Source organism: Leucobacter faecis (assembly GCF_054456635.2).
Window position 1 is genome coordinate 1 of the sequence record NZ_JBTJEP020000027.1, and the last position, 21,436, is coordinate 21,436.

Consider the following 21,436-nt stretch of genomic DNA (forward strand, 5'->3'; position numbering starts at 1 on the left):
ACGGTTGATGGCCACTCTCAGACATGACCGCCGGAGCGCTACCGGGTGCACCCACGCACGCTACCGGGTACCCCCACCGGGTGCACTCACAGGCGCTACCGAATGACTCGGCTAAACAAGAACGCAATTGATGCAACAACTGATGCATCAATTGTTGTCAAATCTGTTGTCACGGACACCCAAGAAGCAAAATAAGGCCGTAACCTCCGCATGATTATGCGGAAGTTACGGCCTTAAAGCTAAGTGCCCTGGAGAGGAATCGAACCTCCGACATCTTCTTTAGGAGAGAAGCGCTCTATCCACTGAGCTACCAAGGCGTGGGCGAGCTGTTCAGCTTCGCCACCGTGAGAGTCTATCGCAAACCGCGCGTGAGGTACCGCACCTGAGCGACGCGTCGTGTCGGCACTCGCGTATCGTCTCATGAAGCATGCATCACTCCGCGGCGACCGGGTCGGGTTCGAACAGGCCGCCGGGATACTCCTGCCATCGCAAGATGTAGGCGAGCCGCTCCCCTGCCGCATTCGACCCGAAGTAGACCTTGCGATAGCTCTTGGGGCCGTAGTCCTTCATTGAGACAGAGTTCAACGCTGTGAAGCCCTTTGCCTCGAGAAAGGAATCCCCGCTTCCAAACGTGGGCACTTCATTCGTGGCATCGACGTCAACATAACCCGCGCCGAGCTGCAGGTCCTGGTTTGCGGGTAGCTTGACGAGCCCCCATGCCCGTCCACTCTGCAGTCCCGTTTCAGACCCCGATCCGATCACCTCTGCGCCGTCAGGCAGCACAACGGACCCAATGTCTTCAACCGTCGACGCAGAGAGGCTGATGCAGAAGGCGGGGTCAGAGGCGAGACAGGTGCCCCTGTCGGAGGCGGGAAACACGAAGCTGGTCCAGGCCCACACACCAACGCCAGCCAGCACGAGCGGCACAGCGACGCTGATCGCCAGAATCGTCAGCAGTTTGCCCGCGGTAGAACGGTTCGACTCTGGTGGCACATCTGTCAGTTCGAAATCCGGCTCCATAAAATCACCCTAACAGTGAGCGCCTGTTACGACGGCACGACCCGTACAACCACAAATGGGCGGAGCCGAAGCCCCGCCCACTCGCGTGAAGTTAGTGTGTTTCGGGCGAACCCGAGTACGTGTTAGCCGAAGCGTACGACGCCGTCGGGCGAGCCGTCAATGAATGCACCAGCGACGACCGTCTGGTTGCCACCGTACCCACCGTGAACGGCCTGGCCGTTGCCGATGTAAACTGCCACGTGGCGGCCCGACCAGATGAGCACGTCGCCCGGTGCGTAGTCACCGCTCGTGACGAGGGTGCCGCCCAGCCCGGTGTACTCGCCCACCTGGGTGCCGAGGTCACCCGCAGGGATGCCCACAGCACGCAGTGCGCGCTCAACCAGCGCGGTGCAGTCCTGGATATCGCCGAGCTGCGCGAGCGCTGCCGTAACGATGCCCTGAGCACCCACGCCTGCGGGAACATCCTTGCCAGAGAATTCAGAGTTCTTCTTCGCTGCTGCAGCGGCTGCCGCTGCTTCTTCTTCAGCCTTCTTGGCCTCAGCCTCAATACGCTCCTGCTCGAGGATCGCCGAGTCGACGACCCCCTCGGGTGCGTCAAGTGCGAGGGGTGCGGAGTCGGCGTCAACCGTCTCGAGCGTCTGCACGTTGGCAAATCCATCGGGCATGCCCTGCACCTCGGGTGCGGTCGCGTAAGCGGGAATGCTAAACGTGCCAACGAGACCAAAGCTCAGAACTGCCGCGCCGGCCATCTGTGCTGCGCGCTTCATCTTGAAGCTCGCCTGCTTGGGGGTGTCGTCTGACACCACGAGGTCGGTGCTGTGGTTAAAACTCACGAGAATAACTGCCTAACTTCATTTGCGTACGTTCTCTATTGGGGTGCGACCACGAGGGATCGCGACCGTTCAAGGGTAACTGAAGATAACGGGAATGTCACGCTAGGGTCACAAATCATTCACGAGGGCTTGAAGAACCAAGCAATCACGGGTGAAATTGATTGCTGGTTCTCTCGACCTCGAACTAGATGACACCCTGCTCGAGCATGGCCTGCGCGACCCGCACGAACGCCGCCGAGTTGGCTCCCAGCACATAGTCACCCGGCCGCCCATACCGGGCAGAAGCCGCATAGGTGGCCTCGTGCACGTCGCGCATAATCTTGTGCAGTCGGTTCTCGCTCGTGTCACGATCCCACCGTGAGCGCGCCGCATTCTGGCTCATCTCGAGCGCCGATGTTGCGACGCCGCCCGCGTTCGCTGCCTTACCCGGGCCAAACAGCACGCCCGCGTCTTGCAGCAGCAGCGCAGCCTCGGGAGTCGTGGGCATGTTTGCGCCCTCGGTGACAGCGCGCACACCGTTCTTAATGAGGGTGCGTGCGTCGGCCTCGTGCAGCTCGTTCTGCGTCGCACAGGGAAACGCGAGATCGCAGGGCACATCCCAGACAGACCCGCCCGCGACAAATCGCGCGCTCGCCCGCCTGTTCGCGTACTCCTCTATACGGGCACGTTCGACGCCCTTGACCTGCTTCAGAAGCTCAAGATCGATACCGGCCTCGTCTACGACGTAGCCGCTCGAGTCAGACGCGGTGATCGCGAGACCACCCAACTGCTGAATCTTTTCGATCGCATACGTCGCGACATTGCCGGAGCCCGAGACCACGGCTCGGCGCCCCTCGATCGCCTCGCCCACGCGCAGCAGCATCTCTTCGGCGAAAAACACCGCACCGTAGCCGGTGGCCTCGGTGCGCACCTCGGCGCCACCCCAGCCCACGCCCTTACCGGTGAGTACGCCCGACTCATAACGCTGCGTGCTGCGGCGGTACTGGCCAAAGAGATAACCAATCTCGCGGCCGCCCACACCAATGTCGCCGGCGGGAATATCGGTGTCTTCACCGATGTGGTGCACGAGCTCCATCATGAAGCTCTGGCAGAACCGCATCACCTCGGCGTCGCTCTTGCCCGCCGGGTTAAAGTCTGCACCACCCTTGCCGCCGCCGATGCGTTGCGAAGTGAGCGCGTTCTTGAAGATTTGCTCGAACCCCAAGAACTTGATGACCGACAGGTTCACACTCGGATGAAACCGCAGCCCACCCTTGTACGGACCAAGTGCCGAGTTGAACTGCACGCGAAACCCACGGTTGACGCGCACCCGGTTCTGGTCATCGATCCACGGCACACGAAAGATCAGCTGGCGCTCAGGCTCCACGAGCCGCTCGAGAACGCCACCCGTAATGAACTCGGGGTGCTCGGCCAATACCGGAGATAGCGATTCAAGGACCTCGTGCACCGACTGCAAAAACTCGGGCTCGCCGTTGCTGCGCGCCTCTACGGTCTCCGTTACTGCACGGATGTGTGCTTCAGGGGATAGAAGGGACAACTTTGACTCCTTGTGTTTATCAACTCCGTTGCGGGCAGCCCAATTTGAGCCAGCACCTCATTGCTGTGCCCGCGCGCGGGCAAGCCGCACACGAGCGGCGTCTCTACAGCGAGACAAATATGTGAGCGGCGATCTCCATGGGAAGATCGATCGCGTCACTCATCCCTTCGACCTCGACGCGCACGATGTCGCCGCGACGAGTGAAGGAAGCTTGGTTGCCAGGAACGACGCCAGCGGCGGCAAGCTCCTGCAGCAGCTCCGGATCAACCTGAGCTGGCTCGGCCAGGCGCTTAATGCGCGCGGCTGAAGTGCGGTCGGCTTCGAGAAGCAGCTCGCCTAAGCCCACGACGCCCGTTTGGAATGATCCGGCGCGCGTCTCACCGAGCTCTTCGAGACCGGGGATCGGGTTGCCGTAGGGCGACTCGGTGGGGTGATCGAGGATCGCGAGCAGCTTGCGTTCGACCCGCTCGCTCATCACATGCTCCCAGCGGCATGCCTCTTCATGCACGTAGGGCCATTCGAGCCCAATGACGTCGGCGAGCAGCCGCTCTGCGAGGCGGTGTTTGCGCATCACGCGCACCGACTTCTCGCGCCCGTCTACCGTGAGCTCGAGCCTGCGATCATCGGTGACAACCACGAGGCCGTCACGCTCCATGCGCGCGACCGTCTGCGAGACGGTGGGGCCAGAGTGACCGAGACGCTCAGAAATGCGTGCGCGTAGCGGCACGATCCCCTCTTCCTCGAGCTCGAGGATAGTGCGAAGGTACATTTCCGTCGTATCGATAAGATCCGCCATCACTGTCCTCTCCGCTGCATCCTGCCCCAGCCTACGGCATATTGACCCCCGCTCGCGTCACCGGCGCGCAATTGCGCTCCAAACGCGCCGCTAGAATCGTGCGTATGGCCGACATCACTATTCCCGCCCATCTTCTGCCCGCCGACGGTCGCTTTGGCTGCGGCCCCTCGAAGGTTCGCAGCGCACAGCTCGATTTCCTCTCGACCCTGCAGCCCGAGGTGCTCGGAACTTCGCACCGCCAGGCTCCCGTGAAGAACCTCGTCGCAAGCGTGCAGAACGGCCTCGCCGAACTGTTTCGCGCACCCGAGGGCTACGAGATTCTGCTCGCCAACGGAGGAGCTACGACGTTCTGGGACTCGGCAGTGCACTCGCTGATCGAGACTCGCAGCCAGCACCTCACCTTCGGCGAGTTCGGCGCGAAGTTCGCGAAGGCCGCGAAGCAGGCCCCGTTCCTGCAGGATCCCGATGTGCGCGAGGCCCCCGCCGGTTCACGCTCAGAGACCCTGGCTGTCGACGGCATTGACGTCTACGCCTACCCCCACAATGAGACCTCGACCGGCGTGATGACCGAGGTCAAGCGCGTCGCGGGTGACGCGCTCACCGTCGTCGATGCAACGAGCGGCGCGGGCGGCATCGACTTCGACGCGGCCGAAACCGACGTCTACTACTTCTCGCCGCAGAAGAACTTCGCTTCAGACGGCGGCCTGTGGTTCGCCCTCGTGTCGCCCGCCGCGATCGAGCGCATCGAGCGCGTCACCGCTTCGGGCCGCTACATTCCCGAAACGCTCAACCTTCAGGGCGCCATCGAGAACTCGCGCAAGCACCAGACGCTCAACACCCCGGCCCTCGCTACGCTCGCGCTCATGGACGAGCAGGTGCGCTGGATCAACGAGCAGGGTGGCCTGTCGTGGGCCGCGGCACGCACGGCCGAATCGTCGAAGGTGCTGTACGACTGGGCCGAAGCAACCCCGGTGGCCACGCCCTTCGTGTCGAACCCGGATCACCGCTCGCAGGTCGTCGTCACCATCGACTTTGACGATTCCGTCGACGCTGCCGCGATCGCCAAGGTGCTGCGCGCAAACGGCGTCGTGGACACCGAGCCGTACCGCAAGCTCGGCCGCAACCAGCTGCGCGTGGCCACGTTCACCGCGATCGAGCCGGCCGACGTGCGCCAGCTGACCGCGAGCATCGACTACGTGCTCGAGCGCCTCGTCTAAGCGATCGAAATCGAGTAAGGCCTGGGGCACACGCCCCAGGCCTTACTCGTTGGCTCCTGCGACTCGCTACGCTCGCGCAGGATGACAAGAACGGGTGGCCGCGCAGGGTGACAAGTTATCGCTACTCGTCTTCTTCGTCAACGTCGCCATCTGCATCTGCATCTGCATCTGCATCTGCATCATCGTCTGAATCGTCTTCGTCAGAATCATCATCAGACTCATCGTCAAAGTCGTCTTCGTCATCATCATCATCGATGTCGACACCGTCAAGCTCGTCGTCGAAGTCACTGAAGTCGTTGTCGAGCAGGTCGTCTTCGGCGTCGTCTTCTTCGCTCAGCTCAGAAGCGGCGGCCTCGGCCTCAGCCGCCTCGCTCGCGGCGTCTTCGGCTGCGTCCTCACTAGCTTGCAGGGCCTGCGCCCTACGAAACTGCGCCAGGCGCTCAGACCACGGCACCCACTCGGGCGCAATCACGGCACCCTCACCGGGCAGCAGTTCAACCTCGAGCACGTTCACCGCTGCGTCGCTGTCCACTCGCGTGAGCGTCGCCGCCCAACGCCACCCCGGGTACCCCTCGAGTCTGCACTCAAAAAACAGCGTCACGAGACGCTCCTCGTGCACCTCGTGGCCCGACTCAGCGCCGATCGAGCGCGCATCAGTGATCTCCTCGAGCGCGCGACGCGCTACAGCGCGAGCCGCGAGCAGCTCCGGATCCGGCACTACATCAGCAGCAGTCACGTCTTGCCCGCCTTTCATTAGGGAGTTACGCATCGAAGTCGTCGGCGACGCGGCGCAGCAGCGCCGCGACGGTGCGCCCCTGAGCGCGCTCGGGGTATTGCCCGCCCTTGAGCCGGCCGCCGAGACCGTCAAGGAGCTTGACGAGGTCTTCGACGATCACGGCCATCTCGTCGGCCGACTTGCGGTTGCGGTTACGGTTGCGGGCGGGCAGCCGTGGGGTGTCGAGCACTCGCACCGACAGCGCCTGGGGGCCCTTGCGGCCGTCGGCAACGCTGTACTCGAGGCGCGTGCCCTGCTGCACCTCGGCGCCGTCGGGAATCACCGAGGCGTGCAGGTACACCTGCGCGCCGTCGTCGCCCTGAATGAACCCGAAGCCACGCTCTTCGTCATAGAACCTGACCTTGCCGTTTGGCATGCCTCGCCCTTTCTCGCGGGGTCACCCCGCACACACTGATGAGCGGGCCGCGCCCGCGTATCCACGCAAGTCTACCGCCCGAGGCTGCACCCGCGGCGCCCACCTGGCGACGCCGACCAGATAAAATGGTGAAGATGTCCACCTCAGATTCCGGTACCCCGTCACTTGTCGAGCGCATCCTCGCGATCGCTTCGCTCAGCATCATCGGCGCCGCACTCCTTTCGTACTTCGTGACGCTCATTATTGGGCTGAATAACCGCGAAGCGATGGCTGAGGGCTGGCTGCCCATCGTCTACGGCGTCTCGATCTACGCACTGCCCGTTGGGTTCGTGCTGCTCGTCGCCCTGCTCATCGTGGCGCAGCGCCGACGCAAGCGCGAGTTCGCTGAAGAGACGCAGTCGCGCGGCAAGAACTCGAACAAGCGCAGCGGCAACCCCAAGCGCAAATCTCGCGGATAACCCCGTGAGCGGCACGCTAGCACTGGCCTCGGCGATCGCGGCCAACGACCGCGAGGGCCTCGCACGCCTCGTGCAGGCGCGCCGCCCCCTCGCCGCAAGCGGGGTCGCCGACCCGATTGGGCTCGCGACTGAGCTGCTGCGGCCTGAATCGATCGCGCGGGCGCTCGCACCGCTCGACCGTGCCACGCTGCGGGTGCTGGCAGCTCACGACTGGCTCTTTTCGCCCCGGATCACCGAGCGGCTGCGCGCACTCGGCCTCGTGGGGGCAGATACGTCGCACGACCACCCCATCGCGCTGCCCGAGGTAGACGACGCGCTGCGCGCCGCACTCGCCGAGGTCAATGTTTCGCTCGAGCTCGATGTTGATGTCGCGGTCGGCCTTGACACGCTCGCTCTCGAGCCATGCGAGCCAGGCGAGGCACCCGCGGCTTCGTGGTTCACCCCTGCACTCACGCTCGTGGGCGAGGTGGCCGAGTGTTTGCGCGTCATCGGCCGCGATGGGCTGCGCCTCAACCGCAGCGGAAGCGTGGGGGTGGCCGCCGCCCGAGAACTTGCAGATCGCGCTGCGATCGCGCAGTCCGCCGCGGTGCTCGTGCTGCGCCAGCTCGACTACGCGCACCTCACGGTCGCCGCAGGTTCGCGCCTCGTGCCCGCCGCAGCGGCTGGCGACTGGCTCGCTTCACCGCATCCAGACCGCTGGTTGATGCTCGCTCGCTCGTTTCTTGCTGATATGCCCCGCCCGCTATGCGACAGTCTCGACCGCGTCGGCAGACTCAGCAACGCCAGCGCCGCCAACAGTGCCGCCAACCGTGCCGACGGCGCTGCCACAGGCGCCGATCTCGGGGATGCGGGTGCGCGACTCGGCGACGAGTTTCCGCTGTTGCCCGCGGCAGACCTGGCCACTGCCAGACAGTATGTGCTCGACGCCGAAGACCTAGGCCTCACCGTCACCGGCAAGCTCACCCCGATCGCGCAGCGCATTCGCGCCCACGAACCCATCACCCCGGCAGACGCGGCCGCGTTGCTCCCTGCCGCCGCCGCTGGCGTCTACCTACAACCCGATCTCACGGTGCTCGCGCCGGGCCCGCTCGATCCGGCGGCTGAAAGCCAGCTCGCCGAACTCACGCGACCCGAGCAGATTGGGCCCGCTTCGATGCGGCGCGTGACCGAGGCATCGCTCGCAACCGCGTTCGAGCGCGGGGTCACCCCCGAAAGCGCCGCAGACATGTTTGCCCGGCTGTCGCTCACGGGCGTGCCGCAGCCGCTCGAGTATCTGCTGCGCAACGTCGCCGAACGGGTCGGTCGCATCGTCGTGTTCGAGCACTCGGGCGATGCCGGTCGCAGTCGCATTCGCGTGGCTCAGCAGGCACTCGCCGAAACGGTGCTCGTCGACCGGCAGCTGCAGCACCTGCAGCTCACACGCTCCCCCAACACCGTGGAACGCCGGGCCGACACTGACGGTGCCGACACTGACGGTGCCACCAGCACCGTCGTGCTGTTTTCCAGGCTGCGCCCCGAACACGTCGTCTCGGCGTTCAACGAGGCCCGATATCACGCGTCGCTCGCGAGCGACGCCCCTGAAGCCGCGCACGAGGGCCCAGCCTTCTCGGGCCATGATCCGGATCATGCCGCCGCAGGTGCAGCCGCGGCAGACGCAGAGCCCGGGCCCATCGAGGCCATGATCGAGCGCGTGTTTGCGGCCGCGCACACCGAGCCCGCGGCGGCCGCGTTTACGCGCAGGCTCGAGCTCGCCATTCGAGATCGGGCGGCCGTGCGCGTCACGGCCGAGGCCCGCGGGCAGCGGCGCACGTTCACGCTCACGCCCGTCGCGCTCACCGACGGGCGGCTGCGGGCAACCGATGTGGGGGCAGGCGTGGAGCGCACGCTGCCCGTGTCCATGATTGTGGCAGTCGACAGCGCGTAAACTAGGTCGTTATGACTCTTGGGCCTCTCATCGTGCAAAGCGACCACACCGTGCTGTTGGAGGTGGCGCACCCCGACGCGGAGGACGCGCGGCACGCGCTCGCCGTGTTTGCCGAGCTTGAGCGCGCGCCCGAGCACATTCACACCTACCGCGTCACCCGGCTTGGGCTGTGGAACGCGCGCGCCGCAGGACACACAGCCGATGAGATCCTGGCAACACTCAACCAGTACGCAAAGTTTCCGGTGCCCAGCGGCGTCGCGAGCGAGATTGGCGACACGATGCGGCGCTACGGTCGGCTCACCATCGAGCGCTTGGACGGTGGCGCCGATGATCCTTCGGCGCAGCCGCTCCTGGGTGAGGGTGAGCCGCCGCTGCTCGTGCTGCGGTGCGACGACCCCGCGATTCTGCGTGAGGTGACGAGCGCAAAGAAGATTGCGCCACTCCTGGGCAATAAGCTCGATGACCAGACCTACCCGATCGAGCCGTGGGCGCGCGGTGAGCTGAAGCAGCAGCTCGTGGCGCGCGGCTGGCCCGCCGAAGATCTCGCGGGTTATACGCCCGGCGAGCCATACCCGATCGAGCTCGCCCAGAGCGACGAACCGGGCGGTTGGAAGCTGCGTGACTACCAGGCAAAAGCTGCCGCCGCTTTTCATCGTGGCGGCTCGGGCGTCGTCGTGTTGCCGTGTGGCGCGGGCAAGACAATCGTGGGCGCGGCATCGATGGCCGCCGTCGGCGCGAAGACGCTGATCCTGGTCACGAACGCGGTGTCGGCCAGGCAGTGGCGCGACGAGCTGGTGCGCCGCACATCGCTCACGGAGGACGAGATTGGCGAGTACTCAGGGCAGGTAAAAGAGGTGAAACCCGTCACCATCGCCACCTACCAGATCCTCACCAGCAAGCGAAAGGGCGAGTACGCGCATCTCTCGCTCTTGTCAGCCCAAGACTGGGGCGTGATCGTCTATGACGAGGTGCACCTGCTACCCGCCCCCGTGTTCAAGCTGACGGCCGAGCTGCAGGCGCGCCGCCGCCTCGGGCTCACTGCGACGCTCGTGCGTGAAGATGGCCGCGAAGGCGACGTGTTCAGCCTGATCGGGCCGAAGCGCTACGACGCGGCATGGAAAGACATCGAGGCGCAGGGGTTCATCGCCCCCGCCGCGTGCTTCGAGGTGCGGGTCGATCTACCCGAGGCAGAACGCATGCAGTACGCGGTCGCCGAAGATCAAGATCGCTACCGGATCGCGTCTTCGACGCCCGAAAAGCAGGGGCTCGCGCAGCGCATCATCGACAAGCACCCAGGCGAGAGCGTACTCGTGATTGGGCAATACATCGACCAGCTCGAGGCGATGGCAGAAGCGCTGTCATGTGATTTGATCACCGGGCAAACCCCCGTCGACGAGCGCGAGCGGCTGTTTCAGGCGTTTCGCTCGGGCGAGATCACAACGCTTGTGGTGTCGAAGGTCGCCAACTTTTCGGTCGACCTGCCCGATGCGTCGGTCGCCATTCAGATTTCGGGCTCGTATGGGTCCAGGCAAGAAGAGGCGCAGCGCCTCGGGCGGCTCTTGCGCCCCAAGTCGAAGGGCCTCACCGCTTCGTTCTACACACTCATCGCGCGCGACACCGTCGACCAAGACTTCGCGCAGAACCGGCAGCGGTTCTTGGCCGAGCAGGGGTACGCCTACACGATTCTGAACGCCGACGAGGTGTAGGGCGCTCACCCTTAGCCGTTTCCCACACACTCCCAGCCAGTTCATAGCAAACGATCAGAGACTGGTGTCATGAACACTCAGGCAAAGGGACCCCGGATTCTTATCGTCGACGACGAGCCCAGCATCCGCGAGCTGCTCTCAACGAGCCTTCGCTTCGCTGGGTTCGGTGTGCGCTCCGTCGCTAACGGCGCGCAGACCATCTCTGCAGTACTCGAAGAAGAGCCCGATCTGATCGTGCTCGATGTCATGCTGCCCGACATGAACGGCTTCAGCGTGACCAAACGGCTGCGTTCGGCCGGCTACACCGCGCCCATCATCTTCCTCACCGCGAAAGACGACACGGAAGACAAGATCGAGGGGCTCACCGTGGGTGGCGACGATTACGTCACCAAGCCGTTCAGCCTTGACGAGATTATTGCCCGCATAAAGGCTGTGCTGCGCCGCACAATCCAAGAAGACGAAGACTCGGTCTTGTCAATCGGCCCGATCACGATGGATCAAGACACCCACGAGGTCAACGTCGAGGGCGCTTCTGTCGAGCTCTCGCCCACCGAGTTTAAGCTGCTGCGCTACCTGATGCAGAACGCGAACCGCGTGCTCTCGAAGGCTCAGATTCTCGACCACGTGTGGGAGTACGACTTCAACGGCGACGCCGGCATCGTCGAGTCGTACATCTCGTACCTGCGCCGCAAGCTTGACCCGCTGACCGAAGAGTCGCTGATTCAGACGAAGCGCGGCTTCGGCTACATGCTCAAGACCGAAGCGAAGTAACGGGTTTCATGTCGCGCTTCGGCGACCGCTTTGCCGACGTCTCGCTGCGTGCGAAGATCACGGGTGTCACGGTCTTCATTCTATTTCTCGGTTTGATCGTGGCGGGCGTCGGCACCCTGTCGGTGCTGCGACCGATGCTCATCTCGAATCAAGAGAGCACGCTGTCGAAGCTGCGAAACGACCCGGTCCCCGCGCTCGCTACGGGCGCCAACCCGAAAGACCTGTCGCGCAACGACGTGCTGTACGCGAGCCAGGCATACTATGTCGCGGTGCTCGATGCCGAAGGCGCGCTGCAGTACGACAACACGCAGGGGGTACACAATGCGAGCACCCCCGTCGTGCCGAGCATCACGCTAAAAACGGTGATCGATAAGCCCGACGCGCTGTTTGGTTTGGTCGCCGCCGACGGCACCGACTGGCGGGCGGTCGCTACGCCCGTGAACGTCGGCGACCGACCAAGCGGCACGCTACTCATAGCGGTGTCGACCGCCCCCATTAACCTGATGGTGGCGCAGTACGTGATCATCTTCACTTGCTTTGGCATCGCGGTGATCTTGCTGGGTGCCGCGCTCACCAGGCTGCTCGTGACGACCACGTTCTTGCCGCTCGCCGAGGTTGAGCAGACGGCTCTCGAGATTTCGCGCGGTGACTATTCCAAGCGCATCATGGTGGCGAGCCCGCACACCGAGGTGGGGCATCTCGGCGAGTCGCTCAACGCGATGCTCGATCGTCTCGACGGATCACTCGAAGACCGCGCCCACACGATCGAGCAGATGCGCCGCTTCATCGGCGACGCCAGCCACGAACTACGCACTCCGCTCGTGTCGGTGCGCGGCTACGCTGAGCTGTACCGTATGGGCGCGCTACAAGACCGCGAGCAGGTGGGTCAGGCTATGGAGCGCATCGAGAAAGAAGCGATCCGCATGACCTCGCTCGTCGAGGATCTGCTGGCTCTCGCCCGTCTCGACGAGCGTCGGCCGCTCGAACTCGCGGCGCTGCCGCTCAATAAACTCGCGAGCGATGCTGCGCTCGATGCGCGTGCTCAAGCGCCGGATCGCGTCGTGTCTGTCATCGAAGACCCGCAGGCCCCTGCGGTGGTCGGCGATGAGCACAAGGTGAGACAGTTGATGACCAACTTGATCGGTAACGCGATGCGACACACACCCGACGGCAGTCCCATCGAAATTGCCGTGTCAGCTTTGCTGCCAGACCCCGACGGCAGGCAGTATGCGCGGTTCGAGATCATCGATCACGGTGAGGGTGTGCCCGCGCAGATTCGCGAGAAGATTTTTGGTCGCTTCTGGCGGGCCGACACATCGCGCAACCGCGAGACCGGCGGCTCTGGCCTCGGCCTCGCAATCGTCAAGTCGATTGTCGACGCGCACCGAGGCATCGTCAGTATTCATGAGACGCCGGGCGGTGGCGCCACATTCAGGGTCGACCTGCCGGGAGCTCCAAGCGAGCCCGACACCGACGACACTGACGACACTGACGACACTGTGCCCGTGCGGCGCCCGCGATAGCCACCCGCGCGGCATCGCGCCCGCGCGTCCGCGCCCTACCGAGTGTTTGCACTCGTGCAGGAGATCAGCACTCGTGCAGGATCAAAACTGGGTTTTGATCCTGCACGAGTGCTGATCTCCTGTGTGAGCACAAGCCCCTTTCGAGTTCCCGCCGCTCACAGGGCGCCATTATCACCAGATCGCGCGAGTTATCCACATACATAGACTCAGCGCCCTATTAGCTGCGCGCGCAAGCCATGCTGTTGGCATGAACTATTACCAGCATCTGAAGCAGGCGGGCGGGGTGATGCGCGCAGAAAAGCTCAAAGAACTCGGCGTAAGTCGATATAAGCAGGCGCAGCTCATAGCTGAGCAACGACTCATACGGCCCCACCGCGGATGGCTCGCGTTACCGCACGCAGACCCACAACTCATATTCGCCGCTCAGCACAGGGTGGTTCTCACCTGCATGACACTGGTGCAGCGACTAAAACTCTGGTCGACTCACAGGACTGGATACCACGTCGCCGCAAGGTCTGCGAGCGCGCACCACGGCAGAGTGGGCGCGGTCACGCACTGGAAAGTTCCGCTTGTGCGACGTGAACCATTCGCACTCGTCGACTCACTCGAAAATGCACTCAACTATGTGGCACATTGTCAACCGTATGAAGAAGCATTTGCAGTCTGGGAGTCGGCACTGCGGCGGGAGCTGGTGTCACGTGAAACACTGCTGCAGCTACCTTTGCACGGTGCAGCCTTGCAGCTCGCCAACGAGTGTTCGGTCTTCTCTGACTCGGGGCTCGAAAGTTTTGTGCTGCGTCGACTGCGGGCACTCCGTCTGAAGGTAATTCCGCAGGCGTGGATCCTCGGGCACCACGTCGACTTCTTGGTGGAAGACTGGCTCGTACTGCAAATTGACGGCGCACAACACGAAGGCGCACAACGCGACAGCGACAATGCACACGATTCCGTCTTGAAACTCGCCGGATATGTTGTGATTCGGCTGTCGTATCGCATGGTCATGCATCGCTGGGCAACGGCACAAGGCCTCATCATGCAACACCTGGCTCAGGGCCGGCACCTGCCCCGGTAGCCCGTGCTGAGCAACCCGCGGGGCGAGGGGGCTGGGGCGGCTGCTTGGCTGGGTCTGGCAGGAGCGGCGGCACAGCCGACGCGACCGGAGAGCTGCGGCCCCAGTCCCCTCGCCCCGCGCCACCGTCGATCAGCTACCGCGTGCGCGTGCGCCACCACGTAGCTACAGCCATGAGCGCGGCCATGCCGCTCAAGATGCAGAAACCAAACCACCAGCGCAGTGCGCTCGGGTTCCACATCGAGTCGAGCTCGGGCATGGAGGCCTCGGCCGCCACACGCTCCACCTCGTCGGCAATCGAGAGCAGATGATGCAGGTCGATGCTCACGGCCCCCAGCGACATTGACCAGCGTGCTGGCACCGACATCGAGATCCAGTTCAGCACGCCAGCGTCGACGAGCGGAATCAACCCGCCGTTGAGCACCATCTGCACCATCAGCACCACGATCAGCACCGGCATCACCTGGTTCTGAGAACTCACGAGCGCCGACAGCAGCAGGCCAATCAGCACCCCAACGGAGATTGTCAGCGCAATCGCGAGCGTGAGCTCGATCCGAGCACCGAGCCCCAAGACACCGTCACCGGTGGGCGCATCTTTGAGCAGCCCAGACACTGCGACGATCACCACAGCACCAAACAGGCCCAGCAGGTTGTACACGACAATCTTTGCTGCGAGATAGGCCGATGTGCTGAGCCCGACCGCTCGCTCCCGCGCATAAATGCTTCGTTCACCAACGAGATCTCGAATGCTCATCGAGATACCCATGAACACCGCACCGATCGTGAGCAGCGTCAAAATCATCTGCGGCTCTTGAGCGTCTTTCGCTTGCTGCACACGGGTCAGCCCGGTTTCGCCTGGCACCACGAGCGGTAAGAGCCCAATCACAAACGGCAGCGCGATCAAGAACGCTGTGTATCCCTTGTCGGCGAGCATCAACGAGAGCTGTCGTTGCATCAGTGTCAAGAACTGCGCGGGCCTGCTGGTCGACGGAGCGGGAGGCGTCTCAGTGAGCGACTGCTGCGACGGCTGCGACGGTTTGAGCGCGTGCGCTACCGCGAGCGAGCGCGCTTCGACCGATGCCAACCAGCGCTCAGCACAGCCCTGGGGGTCATCCTTCAACAGGTCGAAAATATTTGACCAGTCGGTGGTGCCGAAATAGGCGAATGCGCCCTGTTCGCTACCGATAAACGCGGGCGCACCGCCCGGTACAAGCACGAGCACCTGGTCACACACGTCAAGGCATGCCACCGAGTGTGTGATCGTGAGCACCGTCCTCCCGCCATCGGCGAGCGCGCGAAATTCGCTCATGAGTTGGCGATCGAGCGCTGGATCAAGCCCCGAGGTCGGCTCGTCGAGGATCAGAAAGGCGGGCTCCGTGAGCAGCTCGAGCGCGACCGAAGCACGCTTGCGCTGGCCACCCGACAGCTTTGAAATGCGCGTATTGACGTGTGCTTCAAGGTCGAGTTGTGCCAGCGCACGCTGCACGTGGCCCTCGCGTTCACTCGCGCTCATGCCCGTGCCGAGCCGTAGTCGCGCCGCATAACGCAGCGCGCGCAACAGCGTCAATTGCCCGTGAATCACGTCTTCCTGTGGCACCATGCCGATCATCGACTTCGCGCGGTCGTACTGTGCATGCACGTCGACGCCGTCGAAGGTGACCTGCCCTGAGCTGGGTTTCGTGAGGCCAGACACGGCGCGCGCGAAGGTCGATTTGCCCGCCCCCGAGGGCCCGACAATCGCCGTCAGCGTACCCCTGCCCGCGTCAAATGTGACATCGCGCAGCAGTCGTTTGCCACCCTCGACCGTAAACCCGAGACCGCGCACCTCAAGCCCGCCGGTGAGGGTAGCTGTGACGGGTGCCTGCGCGTTAAGGTTGCTAGTGGCACTCACGGGTGGCGCCCACGCGCCAACGCCAGCACCGGCACCGGCACCGGCACCGGCACCAACACCAACACCAACACCAACACCAGGCTCGGCAGCAAAACCAGCGTCAACGAGCAGCGGCGGCGGAGTCAGTGTGCCGAGCATCTGCCCAAATTCGTGCGGTGTGAGGGCTCGCGTCGCTGCGGCAGATACCGAGGCAGCGTCTGGGCGCAGTTCGAGCAGCGGTCCACTCGTCGCGTTACCAAGCCGCACCTGCGTCGCCTCCGTCAGTGCGACGCGCTCGACTCGGCGGCCATCTACGAACACACCATTGTGGGAGCCGAGATCTTCGACAAACCAGCCATTCTTGTACCCGACCACGAGGTGGCGCCTGGAAACGATCGGTAGGTCGATGCGCAGATCAGCACCGCTCGTGCGCCCGACGATAAAGAAATCGCCCGCCGACAGCGCGCGCTGCTGGCCTTCAAACACCAGCTCGAGCGCTGGTTGCCCGCTATCTGAGCCCGTCGCGCCCAGTTGGGTGCGCGCAGTCTGCACGGCGTGCACTGTGTTTACCGCGGTCACAGGATCCCCTCCGGGTGAAGCATCGTAAGCGTAAACGGCAGGCCGCCGAGCATAAACTCGCCCGCCAAAAACTCGGTCTGCCCGGGAGTGAGCGCGGGCGTGCGGGGGTCACGCCCCACAATCGTGCCGTTCGTTGACCCGAGATCGTTAATAAACCAGTGCCCATCGTGTAGCCGAAGCAGCGCGTGCGTCGACGACAGAAGCCTGCGCTCATCAATATGTGTCACGAGCTGCGCACTCGGGTACAGCGCCTCTGGGTTCCGACCGACGAGCACCGTCACCGCGGTCAATGCCACCTGCGCACCATCGGGCAGCGAGAGCCACGCAATCGGCGCCGGATCAACCGCATCGCCGTACCCGTCAGCGGGTGCCTGAACCGCGGGTAGCTGAACCTGTGGCACCGCGGCTTCGGCACCCTCTTCGGCTCCCGCCGCGTGTGCGGGCGCCGCCGGCTTAGCGAGCGGCGATACCTGGGGAGACGGCGCGTGCTCACCACTCGTCGACGTCATTGTCATGGTCAAATCTTCGTGCGGGGCCCCCACCAGCCCCTCTTGCCACTGCGCATAGGTGCGCGCGACGGCCTCGTCGAACCGTACGGCATCGCCGGGCAGCGGCTGCCCCAGCGCTGCAATTCGCTCGCGCTGCGCGAGGTAGAACTGATACATCGACAGTCGCATCGCCCCGTCGCCCGTCTCCCACAGCCAAGCGCGCAGCGGGGCGTCGGCTTGCGGGTGCACAGCCACCGCGAGCGCCTGCTCTGGCTGGCTCGCCAACAGGTCGCGCAGCTGCTGCGGCGTGAGATCTGGGCGCAGGTCTAACGCCTGGGCATAGTGGGGCTGCATACTCGGCCTCTCGAAGACACATGATGGGCAACACCCCATCGTACATTGCAAGCGCACGGGGTGTGCCCATCTTCTCCAATGAAAAACGCGGGGCCACACTCGAAAGTGTGGCCCCGCGAACTTCTCGGGCGGCGCGGCCGCCCAGTGGTGTCGGACTTAGAAGTCCATGCCACCGGTGGGGTCGCCAGCCGGTGCCGCAGCGGGCTCGGGCTTGTCGGCAACAACTGCCTCGGTGGTGAGGAACAGACCTGCGATCGACGCAGCGTTCTGCAGCGCCGAGCGGGTCACCTTAGCCGGGTCGAGGATACCCTGGGCAACCAGGTCACCGTACTCGCCGGTCGCAGCGTTCAGGCCGTGGCCCACGGGCATCTCGCCGACCTTGTTCGCAACAACGCCGGGCTCGAGGCCAGCGTTTGCTGCGATCTGGCGCAGCGGCGCCTCGATGGCAACCTGCACGATGCGGGCACCAACAGCCTCTTCACCGGTCAGCTCGAGCGACTCGAACGCGGTCTTGCCAGCCTGGATGAGGGCAACGCCACCACCGGGGAGCACACCCTCTTCAACGGCTGCCTTCGCGTTACGAACGGCGTCCTCGATGCGGTGCTTGCGCTCCTTGAGCTCAACCTCGGTTGCCGCGCCAGCCTTGATGACGGCCACGCCGCCAGCGAGCTTCGCGAGGCGCTCCTGCAGCTTCTCACGGTCGTAGTCGCTGTCGGTGTTCTCGATCTCGCGACGGATCTGGGTCACGCGACCCTGGATCGCGTCTTCTTCGCCGCCACCCTGCACAATGGTGGTCTCATCCTTGGTGATGATGACCTTGCGTGCGGTGCCGAGCATGTCGAGCGTTGCGTTCTCGAGCTTGAGGCCAACCTCTTCAGAGATGACCTGGCCACCCGTGAGAATAGCGATGTCCTGCAGCATGGCCTTGCGGCGGTCGCCGAAGCCGGGAGCCTTCACAGCAGCCGACTTGAAGATGCCACGGATCTTGTTGAGCACGAGAGTCGCGAGCGCCTCGCCCTCAATGTCTTCAGCAATGATGAGCAGCTGCTTACCCGACTGGATGACGGGGTCGACAACGGGAAGCAGGTCCTTGATGTTCGAGACCTTACTGTTGACGATGAGGATGTAGGGATCCTCAAAGACTGCCTCCTGGCGGTCTGCGTCGGTGACGAAGTATGCCGACAGGTAGCCCTTGTCGAAGCGCATGCCCTCGGTGAGCTCAAGCTCGGTGCCGAACGTGTTCGACTCCTCGACGGTGACAACACCTTCCTTGCCGACCTTGTCGATCGCCTCAGCAATGAGCTGACCGATCTGCTCGTCAGCGGCCGAGATCGAAGCGGTAGCCGCGATCTGGTCGGTGGTCTCGATCTCCTTGGCGTTGGCGAGGAGCTGCGCCGAGACAGCTGCTACAGCCTTCTCGATGCCCTTCTTGAGCGCGATGGGGTCGCTGCCTGCGGCAACGTTGCGCAGGCCCTCGCGCACGAGCGCCTGAGCGAGCACGGTAGCGGTGGTGGTGCCGTCGCCTGCTACGTCGTCGGTCTTCTTAGCGACCTCCTTGACGAGCTCAGCACCGATCTTCTCGAAGGGATCGTCGAGCTCGATCTCCTTGGCGATCGAAACGCCGTCGTTCGTGATGGTGGGTGCGCCCCACTTCTTCTCGAGCACGACGTTGCGGCCGCGCGGGCCGAGCGTCACCTTAACGGCATCGGCGAGGATGTTCAGTCCACGCTCCAGGCCGCGACGTGCTTCTTCATCAAACGCAATCATCTTTGCCATGTAATTCGCCCCTTCCGGACGGTCTCGAAGTGGTGAGCGCCGACGCGGGTCTTCACCGTTAGCACTCAGTCGATCCGACTGCTAACAACAATACTGGCACTCGTGCTGTGCGAGTGCAAGCAGCTCGCGCACAGCGAACACGTCTCGAAAGAGAAGCTGCGCTCAGCTCGTAGCACTGCGTGCCGCTTACGCTGGCTACTCGACTGGCTGCTCGGCCGGCGTCTCGGGGTCGGTCGCCGGCTCCGGATCAACGGCTACGCCGTCGGCCACGTCACCGGGGGCACCGCCGGCTGCCGTCATGGCAGCCGCTTCTTCAATGCCCGGGCCTGCATAGTCAGAACCGAGCAACACGATGAGCTGTGCGCCATACTCGTCGTACTCGCTCGTCGTGTAGGTAGACAGACCACCCAGTTTTGCCGCGAGCCCTGCCGCGGCCTCTGCGTCGGCGGGGTCACTGTAGAACACCGCTGAGATCGTCACGTCCTGTGTCGCCGCGGCGCCCGAGAACAAGATCTGGCCCCACTGTTCGTCGGCAATGATCTTGTCGAGGGCGGCCGCAAGGTTGACAGTCTCACTGCCGTTGAGCACCGCCACCGTTGCCTCTGGGTTGAGCTGCGGCACTACTTTTTTAGGCGCCTCCACCTGAGGCGCGGGGTCCTGCAACGGTAGCTTGCCTGCCGCACCGATGTTGTGCACGGCAAAGACACCCACGGCGGTGAGCAGCGCGAACCCAATGATCCCGGCAATCACAAAATGCCACACATAGCGCGGGCGGGCGGTGACGCGATGCGCGCCCACCCGACCGGTGTGCTGCACGCGATCGAAGCGGTCCTCGGGGTAGCTTTGACGCTCCCCTACCCCTGCGGATTTCTGCCCCACACTGCTCCTCAAGTAACTAGCCGGCGCCAAAGGTGGTGACACGACACCGGCGATTCGCCCCTACATTACAGTGCAACGACTGCAAACGCGGTGAAGAACCACGGGGTAACGCGGGCTTGATCCGGAGTCGCTTGTTACTGCTGCGCCTGGGGAGCGAGCGAATCGGGCGCGTAAATTGCGCGCGCGAGGCCGTCGATCACGTCGGGCAGCCGAGTGCCGCCCGCAAACAAGAGTTTCTCGTTGACGTCGATGATGCGCCGGTTTTTACCAGCGGTCGTGAGGGCGATACTCGGCTGGGCCGCGAGCAGGCCGTCGACCCCGCCCGCGCTCTCGAGCCCCTGAGTCATCACGAGCAGCACATCGGGATCGATCGCGATGAGCGCCTCATCGGTCATGGGGCGTTCGCCCTTCCACCCGATCTCGGCCGCAACGTCGATCGCGCCCACCGAGCGGATCATACTGTCGATGCCACTGCCCTCACCGAACAGGTAGTAGATGCCCGAAGTACCGCGCACGTAGAGAAACGCCACACGCGGCAGGTTTGCTTCGTCGGCTGGGAGCAGCTTCGCTACCTCGGCCTCCTTGGCAGCGATCGCTTCCTTGAGCTCGGCGTTACGCTCGAGCGCAACCTCGCTCACCCCGAGCGCGTCTGCGACCTGCTGGGTTGTCTCATACGTGGTCGGTTCGTCGACGGCTCGGTCAACTGTGACGACGGGAATCCCGGCTTCGCGCAGCTGCAGCACCACGTCAGTCGGTCCGATCGAGCCGTCGGTGATGATGAGGCTCGGGTTGAGCGACAGCACACCCTCGGCGTCGATCGAGTGACCCTCGCGGGTCACGACCGGGAGGTCTTCAGCGCCCGGGAAATTGGTCGAAATGTCGCGGCCCACGAGGTTATCTGACAGCCCGAGCGAGTGCACGGTCTCGGCGAGCGAACCACTCAGTGACAGCGCCAGCACGCGCGATACATCGGTCACCTCAATGTCGACGTCGCCGCCGCGGTCGTGAGATGCGACGGTGACAGGTAATTGCGGGGTGGGCTCAGACGCGAGCGGCGTGATCGACGGGCCGCCGATGATCGCGGTCGTCTCACCCTGGTAAGCGCGGGGGTTTTCGAGCGGCGTGATCTCGTCAAGCGGCGGCAGCTCCACCTGCGTCACCGCATCCGCTCCGGTACTCGCCGGGGCGCCGCTCTGACACCCGGTAAGCACGAGCCCGCTCAGCAGTACGAGCGCGAGAGCACGTTTAACGCGTGATGAGCGGTGCTTGAGCATACAATCCCCTTGAAAACGTGAGCGAGCTGGCCTCGTGGCGGCTGGATGGGCGAGCCCAGCACGGCGATCGCAGAGCGCAACACCGTGGCTCCGGCGCCGCACGCAGATTAGCCTAACCTAGTAAAGGTATGATGAAGTGTGAATGTGCGAAATTTCGCCTGCCGAGAATCGCAGGCGCTCACGCACACCCCCGATACCCCGAAGAAAGCTC

At 64.0% G+C, this 21,436-nt stretch carries 18 protein-coding genes and 1 tRNA gene; 7 read left to right on the forward strand and 12 right to left on the reverse strand.

Annotation, left to right across the window (positions count from 1 at the left end):
* Positions 1-244: 244 nt before the first annotated feature.
* The 5 genes from ACXR2T_RS14940 to ACXR2T_RS14960 all read right to left on the reverse strand — a co-directional run bounded on the left by ACXR2T_RS14940 (position 245) and on the right by ACXR2T_RS14960 (position 4,186).
* Positions 245-317: transfer RNA gene (locus ACXR2T_RS14940), tRNA-Arg, on the reverse strand.
* 115 nt (positions 318-432) lie between these two features.
* A complete protein-coding gene (locus ACXR2T_RS14945; protein WP_458838415.1) occupies positions 433-1,020 on the reverse strand; it encodes a hypothetical protein in 588 nt (195 codons plus the stop codon).
* 122 nt (positions 1,021-1,142) lie between these two features.
* Positions 1,143-1,853, reverse strand: a complete 711-nt coding sequence (locus tag ACXR2T_RS14950) for an NlpC/P60 family protein (protein WP_458811879.1) — start codon at positions 1,851-1,853, stop codon at positions 1,143-1,145.
* Between the two features lie 184 nt (positions 1,854-2,037).
* On the reverse strand, positions 2,038-3,390 hold the full coding sequence (gene gdhA / locus ACXR2T_RS14955; RefSeq protein WP_458811882.1) for an NADP-specific glutamate dehydrogenase: 1,353 nt from the start codon (positions 3,388-3,390) through the stop codon (positions 2,038-2,040).
* A gap of 103 nt (positions 3,391-3,493) precedes the next feature.
* The gene (locus ACXR2T_RS14960; protein WP_458811885.1) at positions 3,494-4,186 is read right to left on the reverse strand and encodes an iron-dependent transcriptional repressor DtxR; all 693 of its coding nucleotides are present in this window, start codon (positions 4,184-4,186) and stop codon (positions 3,494-3,496) included.
* Between the two features lie 104 nt (positions 4,187-4,290).
* Between ACXR2T_RS14960 and serC the strand changes: the two genes are divergently transcribed.
* A complete protein-coding gene (gene serC, locus ACXR2T_RS14965) occupies positions 4,291-5,403 on the forward strand; it encodes a phosphoserine transaminase (RefSeq protein WP_458838414.1) in 1,113 nt (370 codons plus the stop codon).
* Between the two features lie 121 nt (positions 5,404-5,524).
* Here the strand turns inward: serC and ACXR2T_RS14970 are convergent, their stop codons facing one another.
* Together ACXR2T_RS14970 and ACXR2T_RS14975 are read right to left on the reverse strand one after the other, a co-directional pair.
* The gene (locus tag ACXR2T_RS14970) at positions 5,525-6,139 is read right to left on the reverse strand and encodes a DUF3027 domain-containing protein (protein WP_458838413.1); all 615 of its coding nucleotides are present in this window, start codon (positions 6,137-6,139) and stop codon (positions 5,525-5,527) included.
* Between the two features lie 25 nt (positions 6,140-6,164).
* Positions 6,165-6,554: a cold-shock protein gene (locus tag ACXR2T_RS14975; protein ID WP_458811894.1), complete on the reverse strand. Its 390-nt coding sequence runs from the start codon at positions 6,552-6,554 to the stop codon at positions 6,165-6,167.
* Positions 6,555-6,688: 134 nt separating this feature from the next.
* Between ACXR2T_RS14975 and ACXR2T_RS14980 the strand changes: the two genes are divergently transcribed.
* The 6 genes from ACXR2T_RS14980 to ACXR2T_RS15005 all read left to right on the forward strand — a co-directional run bounded on the left by ACXR2T_RS14980 (position 6,689) and on the right by ACXR2T_RS15005 (position 14,008).
* A complete protein-coding gene (locus ACXR2T_RS14980) occupies positions 6,689-7,012 on the forward strand; it encodes a hypothetical protein (RefSeq protein WP_458811897.1) in 324 nt (107 codons plus the stop codon).
* 4 nt (positions 7,013-7,016) lie between these two features.
* A complete protein-coding gene (locus ACXR2T_RS14985) occupies positions 7,017-8,936 on the forward strand; it encodes a helicase-associated domain-containing protein (RefSeq protein WP_458838412.1) in 1,920 nt (639 codons plus the stop codon).
* 11 nt (positions 8,937-8,947) lie between these two features.
* Positions 8,948-10,642, forward strand: a complete 1,695-nt coding sequence (locus ACXR2T_RS14990) for a DNA repair helicase XPB (protein ID WP_458838411.1) — start codon at positions 8,948-8,950, stop codon at positions 10,640-10,642.
* Between the two features lie 69 nt (positions 10,643-10,711).
* On the forward strand, positions 10,712-11,413 hold the full coding sequence (locus tag ACXR2T_RS14995; protein WP_458811903.1) for a response regulator transcription factor: 702 nt from the start codon (positions 10,712-10,714) through the stop codon (positions 11,411-11,413).
* An 8-nt stretch (positions 11,414-11,421) separates the two neighbouring features.
* Positions 11,422-12,936: a sensor histidine kinase gene (locus tag ACXR2T_RS15000; RefSeq protein ID WP_458838410.1), complete on the forward strand. Its 1,515-nt coding sequence runs from the start codon at positions 11,422-11,424 to the stop codon at positions 12,934-12,936.
* Between the two features lie 247 nt (positions 12,937-13,183).
* A complete protein-coding gene (locus ACXR2T_RS15005) occupies positions 13,184-14,008 on the forward strand; it encodes an endonuclease domain-containing protein (RefSeq protein WP_458838409.1) in 825 nt (274 codons plus the stop codon).
* A 133-nt stretch (positions 14,009-14,141) separates the two neighbouring features.
* On the opposite strand, the gene ACXR2T_RS15010 is transcribed toward ACXR2T_RS15005, so the two are convergent.
* From ACXR2T_RS15010 to ACXR2T_RS15030, 5 genes are all read right to left on the reverse strand, one after another.
* Complete coding sequence (locus ACXR2T_RS15010) at positions 14,142-16,454, reverse strand: ATP-binding cassette domain-containing protein (RefSeq protein WP_458838408.1); 2,313 nt, start codon at positions 16,452-16,454, stop codon at positions 14,142-14,144.
* Complete coding sequence (locus ACXR2T_RS15015; RefSeq protein ID WP_458838407.1) at positions 16,451-17,296, reverse strand: FHA domain-containing protein; 846 nt, start codon at positions 17,294-17,296, stop codon at positions 16,451-16,453. The genes ACXR2T_RS15010 and ACXR2T_RS15015 overlap by 4 nt, the downstream gene beginning before the upstream one ends.
* Before the next feature lie 156 nt (positions 17,297-17,452).
* Positions 17,453-19,072, reverse strand: coding sequence for a chaperonin GroEL (gene groL / locus ACXR2T_RS15020; protein ID WP_458811915.1), 1,620 nt, complete (start codon positions 19,070-19,072; stop codon positions 17,453-17,455).
* Positions 19,073-19,267: 195 nt separating this feature from the next.
* Complete coding sequence (locus ACXR2T_RS15025) at positions 19,268-19,951, reverse strand: LytR C-terminal domain-containing protein (RefSeq protein ID WP_458838406.1); 684 nt, start codon at positions 19,949-19,951, stop codon at positions 19,268-19,270.
* Between the two features lie 134 nt (positions 19,952-20,085).
* A complete protein-coding gene (locus tag ACXR2T_RS15030) occupies positions 20,086-21,225 on the reverse strand; it encodes a heme/hemin ABC transporter substrate-binding protein (RefSeq protein WP_458838405.1) in 1,140 nt (379 codons plus the stop codon).
* Positions 21,226-21,436: the final 211 nt, after the last annotated feature.

Excerpts from the sequence above, each read along its gene's own strand:
- ACXR2T_RS15030 (WP_458838405.1), bottom strand. The coding sequence starts at position 21,225 with ATGCTCAAGCACCGCTCATCACGCGTTAAACGTGCTCTCGCGCTCGTA.
- serC (WP_458838414.1), top strand. The coding sequence starts at position 4,291 with ATGGCCGACATCACTATTCCCGCCCATCTTCTGCCCGCCGACGGTCGC.
- ACXR2T_RS14995 (WP_458811903.1), top strand. The coding sequence starts at position 10,712 with ATGAACACTCAGGCAAAGGGACCCCGGATTCTTATCGTCGACGACGAG.
- ACXR2T_RS14990 (WP_458838411.1), top strand. The coding sequence starts at position 8,948 with ATGACTCTTGGGCCTCTCATCGTGCAAAGCGACCACACCGTGCTGTTG.
- ACXR2T_RS15015 (WP_458838407.1), bottom strand. The coding sequence starts at position 17,296 with ATGCAGCCCCACTATGCCCAGGCGTTAGACCTGCGCCCAGATCTCACG.
- ACXR2T_RS15005 (WP_458838409.1), top strand. The coding sequence starts at position 13,184 with ATGAACTATTACCAGCATCTGAAGCAGGCGGGCGGGGTGATGCGCGCA.
- ACXR2T_RS14975 (WP_458811894.1), bottom strand. The coding sequence starts at position 6,554 with ATGCCAAACGGCAAGGTCAGGTTCTATGACGAAGAGCGTGGCTTCGGG.
- ACXR2T_RS15000 (WP_458838410.1), top strand. The coding sequence starts at position 11,422 with ATGTCGCGCTTCGGCGACCGCTTTGCCGACGTCTCGCTGCGTGCGAAG.
- ACXR2T_RS14945 (WP_458838415.1), bottom strand. The coding sequence starts at position 1,020 with ATGGAGCCGGATTTCGAACTGACAGATGTGCCACCAGAGTCGAACCGT.
- groL (WP_458811915.1), bottom strand. The coding sequence starts at position 19,072 with ATGGCAAAGATGATTGCGTTTGATGAAGAAGCACGTCGCGGCCTGGAG.
- ACXR2T_RS14980 (WP_458811897.1), top strand. The coding sequence starts at position 6,689 with ATGTCCACCTCAGATTCCGGTACCCCGTCACTTGTCGAGCGCATCCTC.
- ACXR2T_RS14960 (WP_458811885.1), bottom strand. The coding sequence starts at position 4,186 with ATGGCGGATCTTATCGATACGACGGAAATGTACCTTCGCACTATCCTC.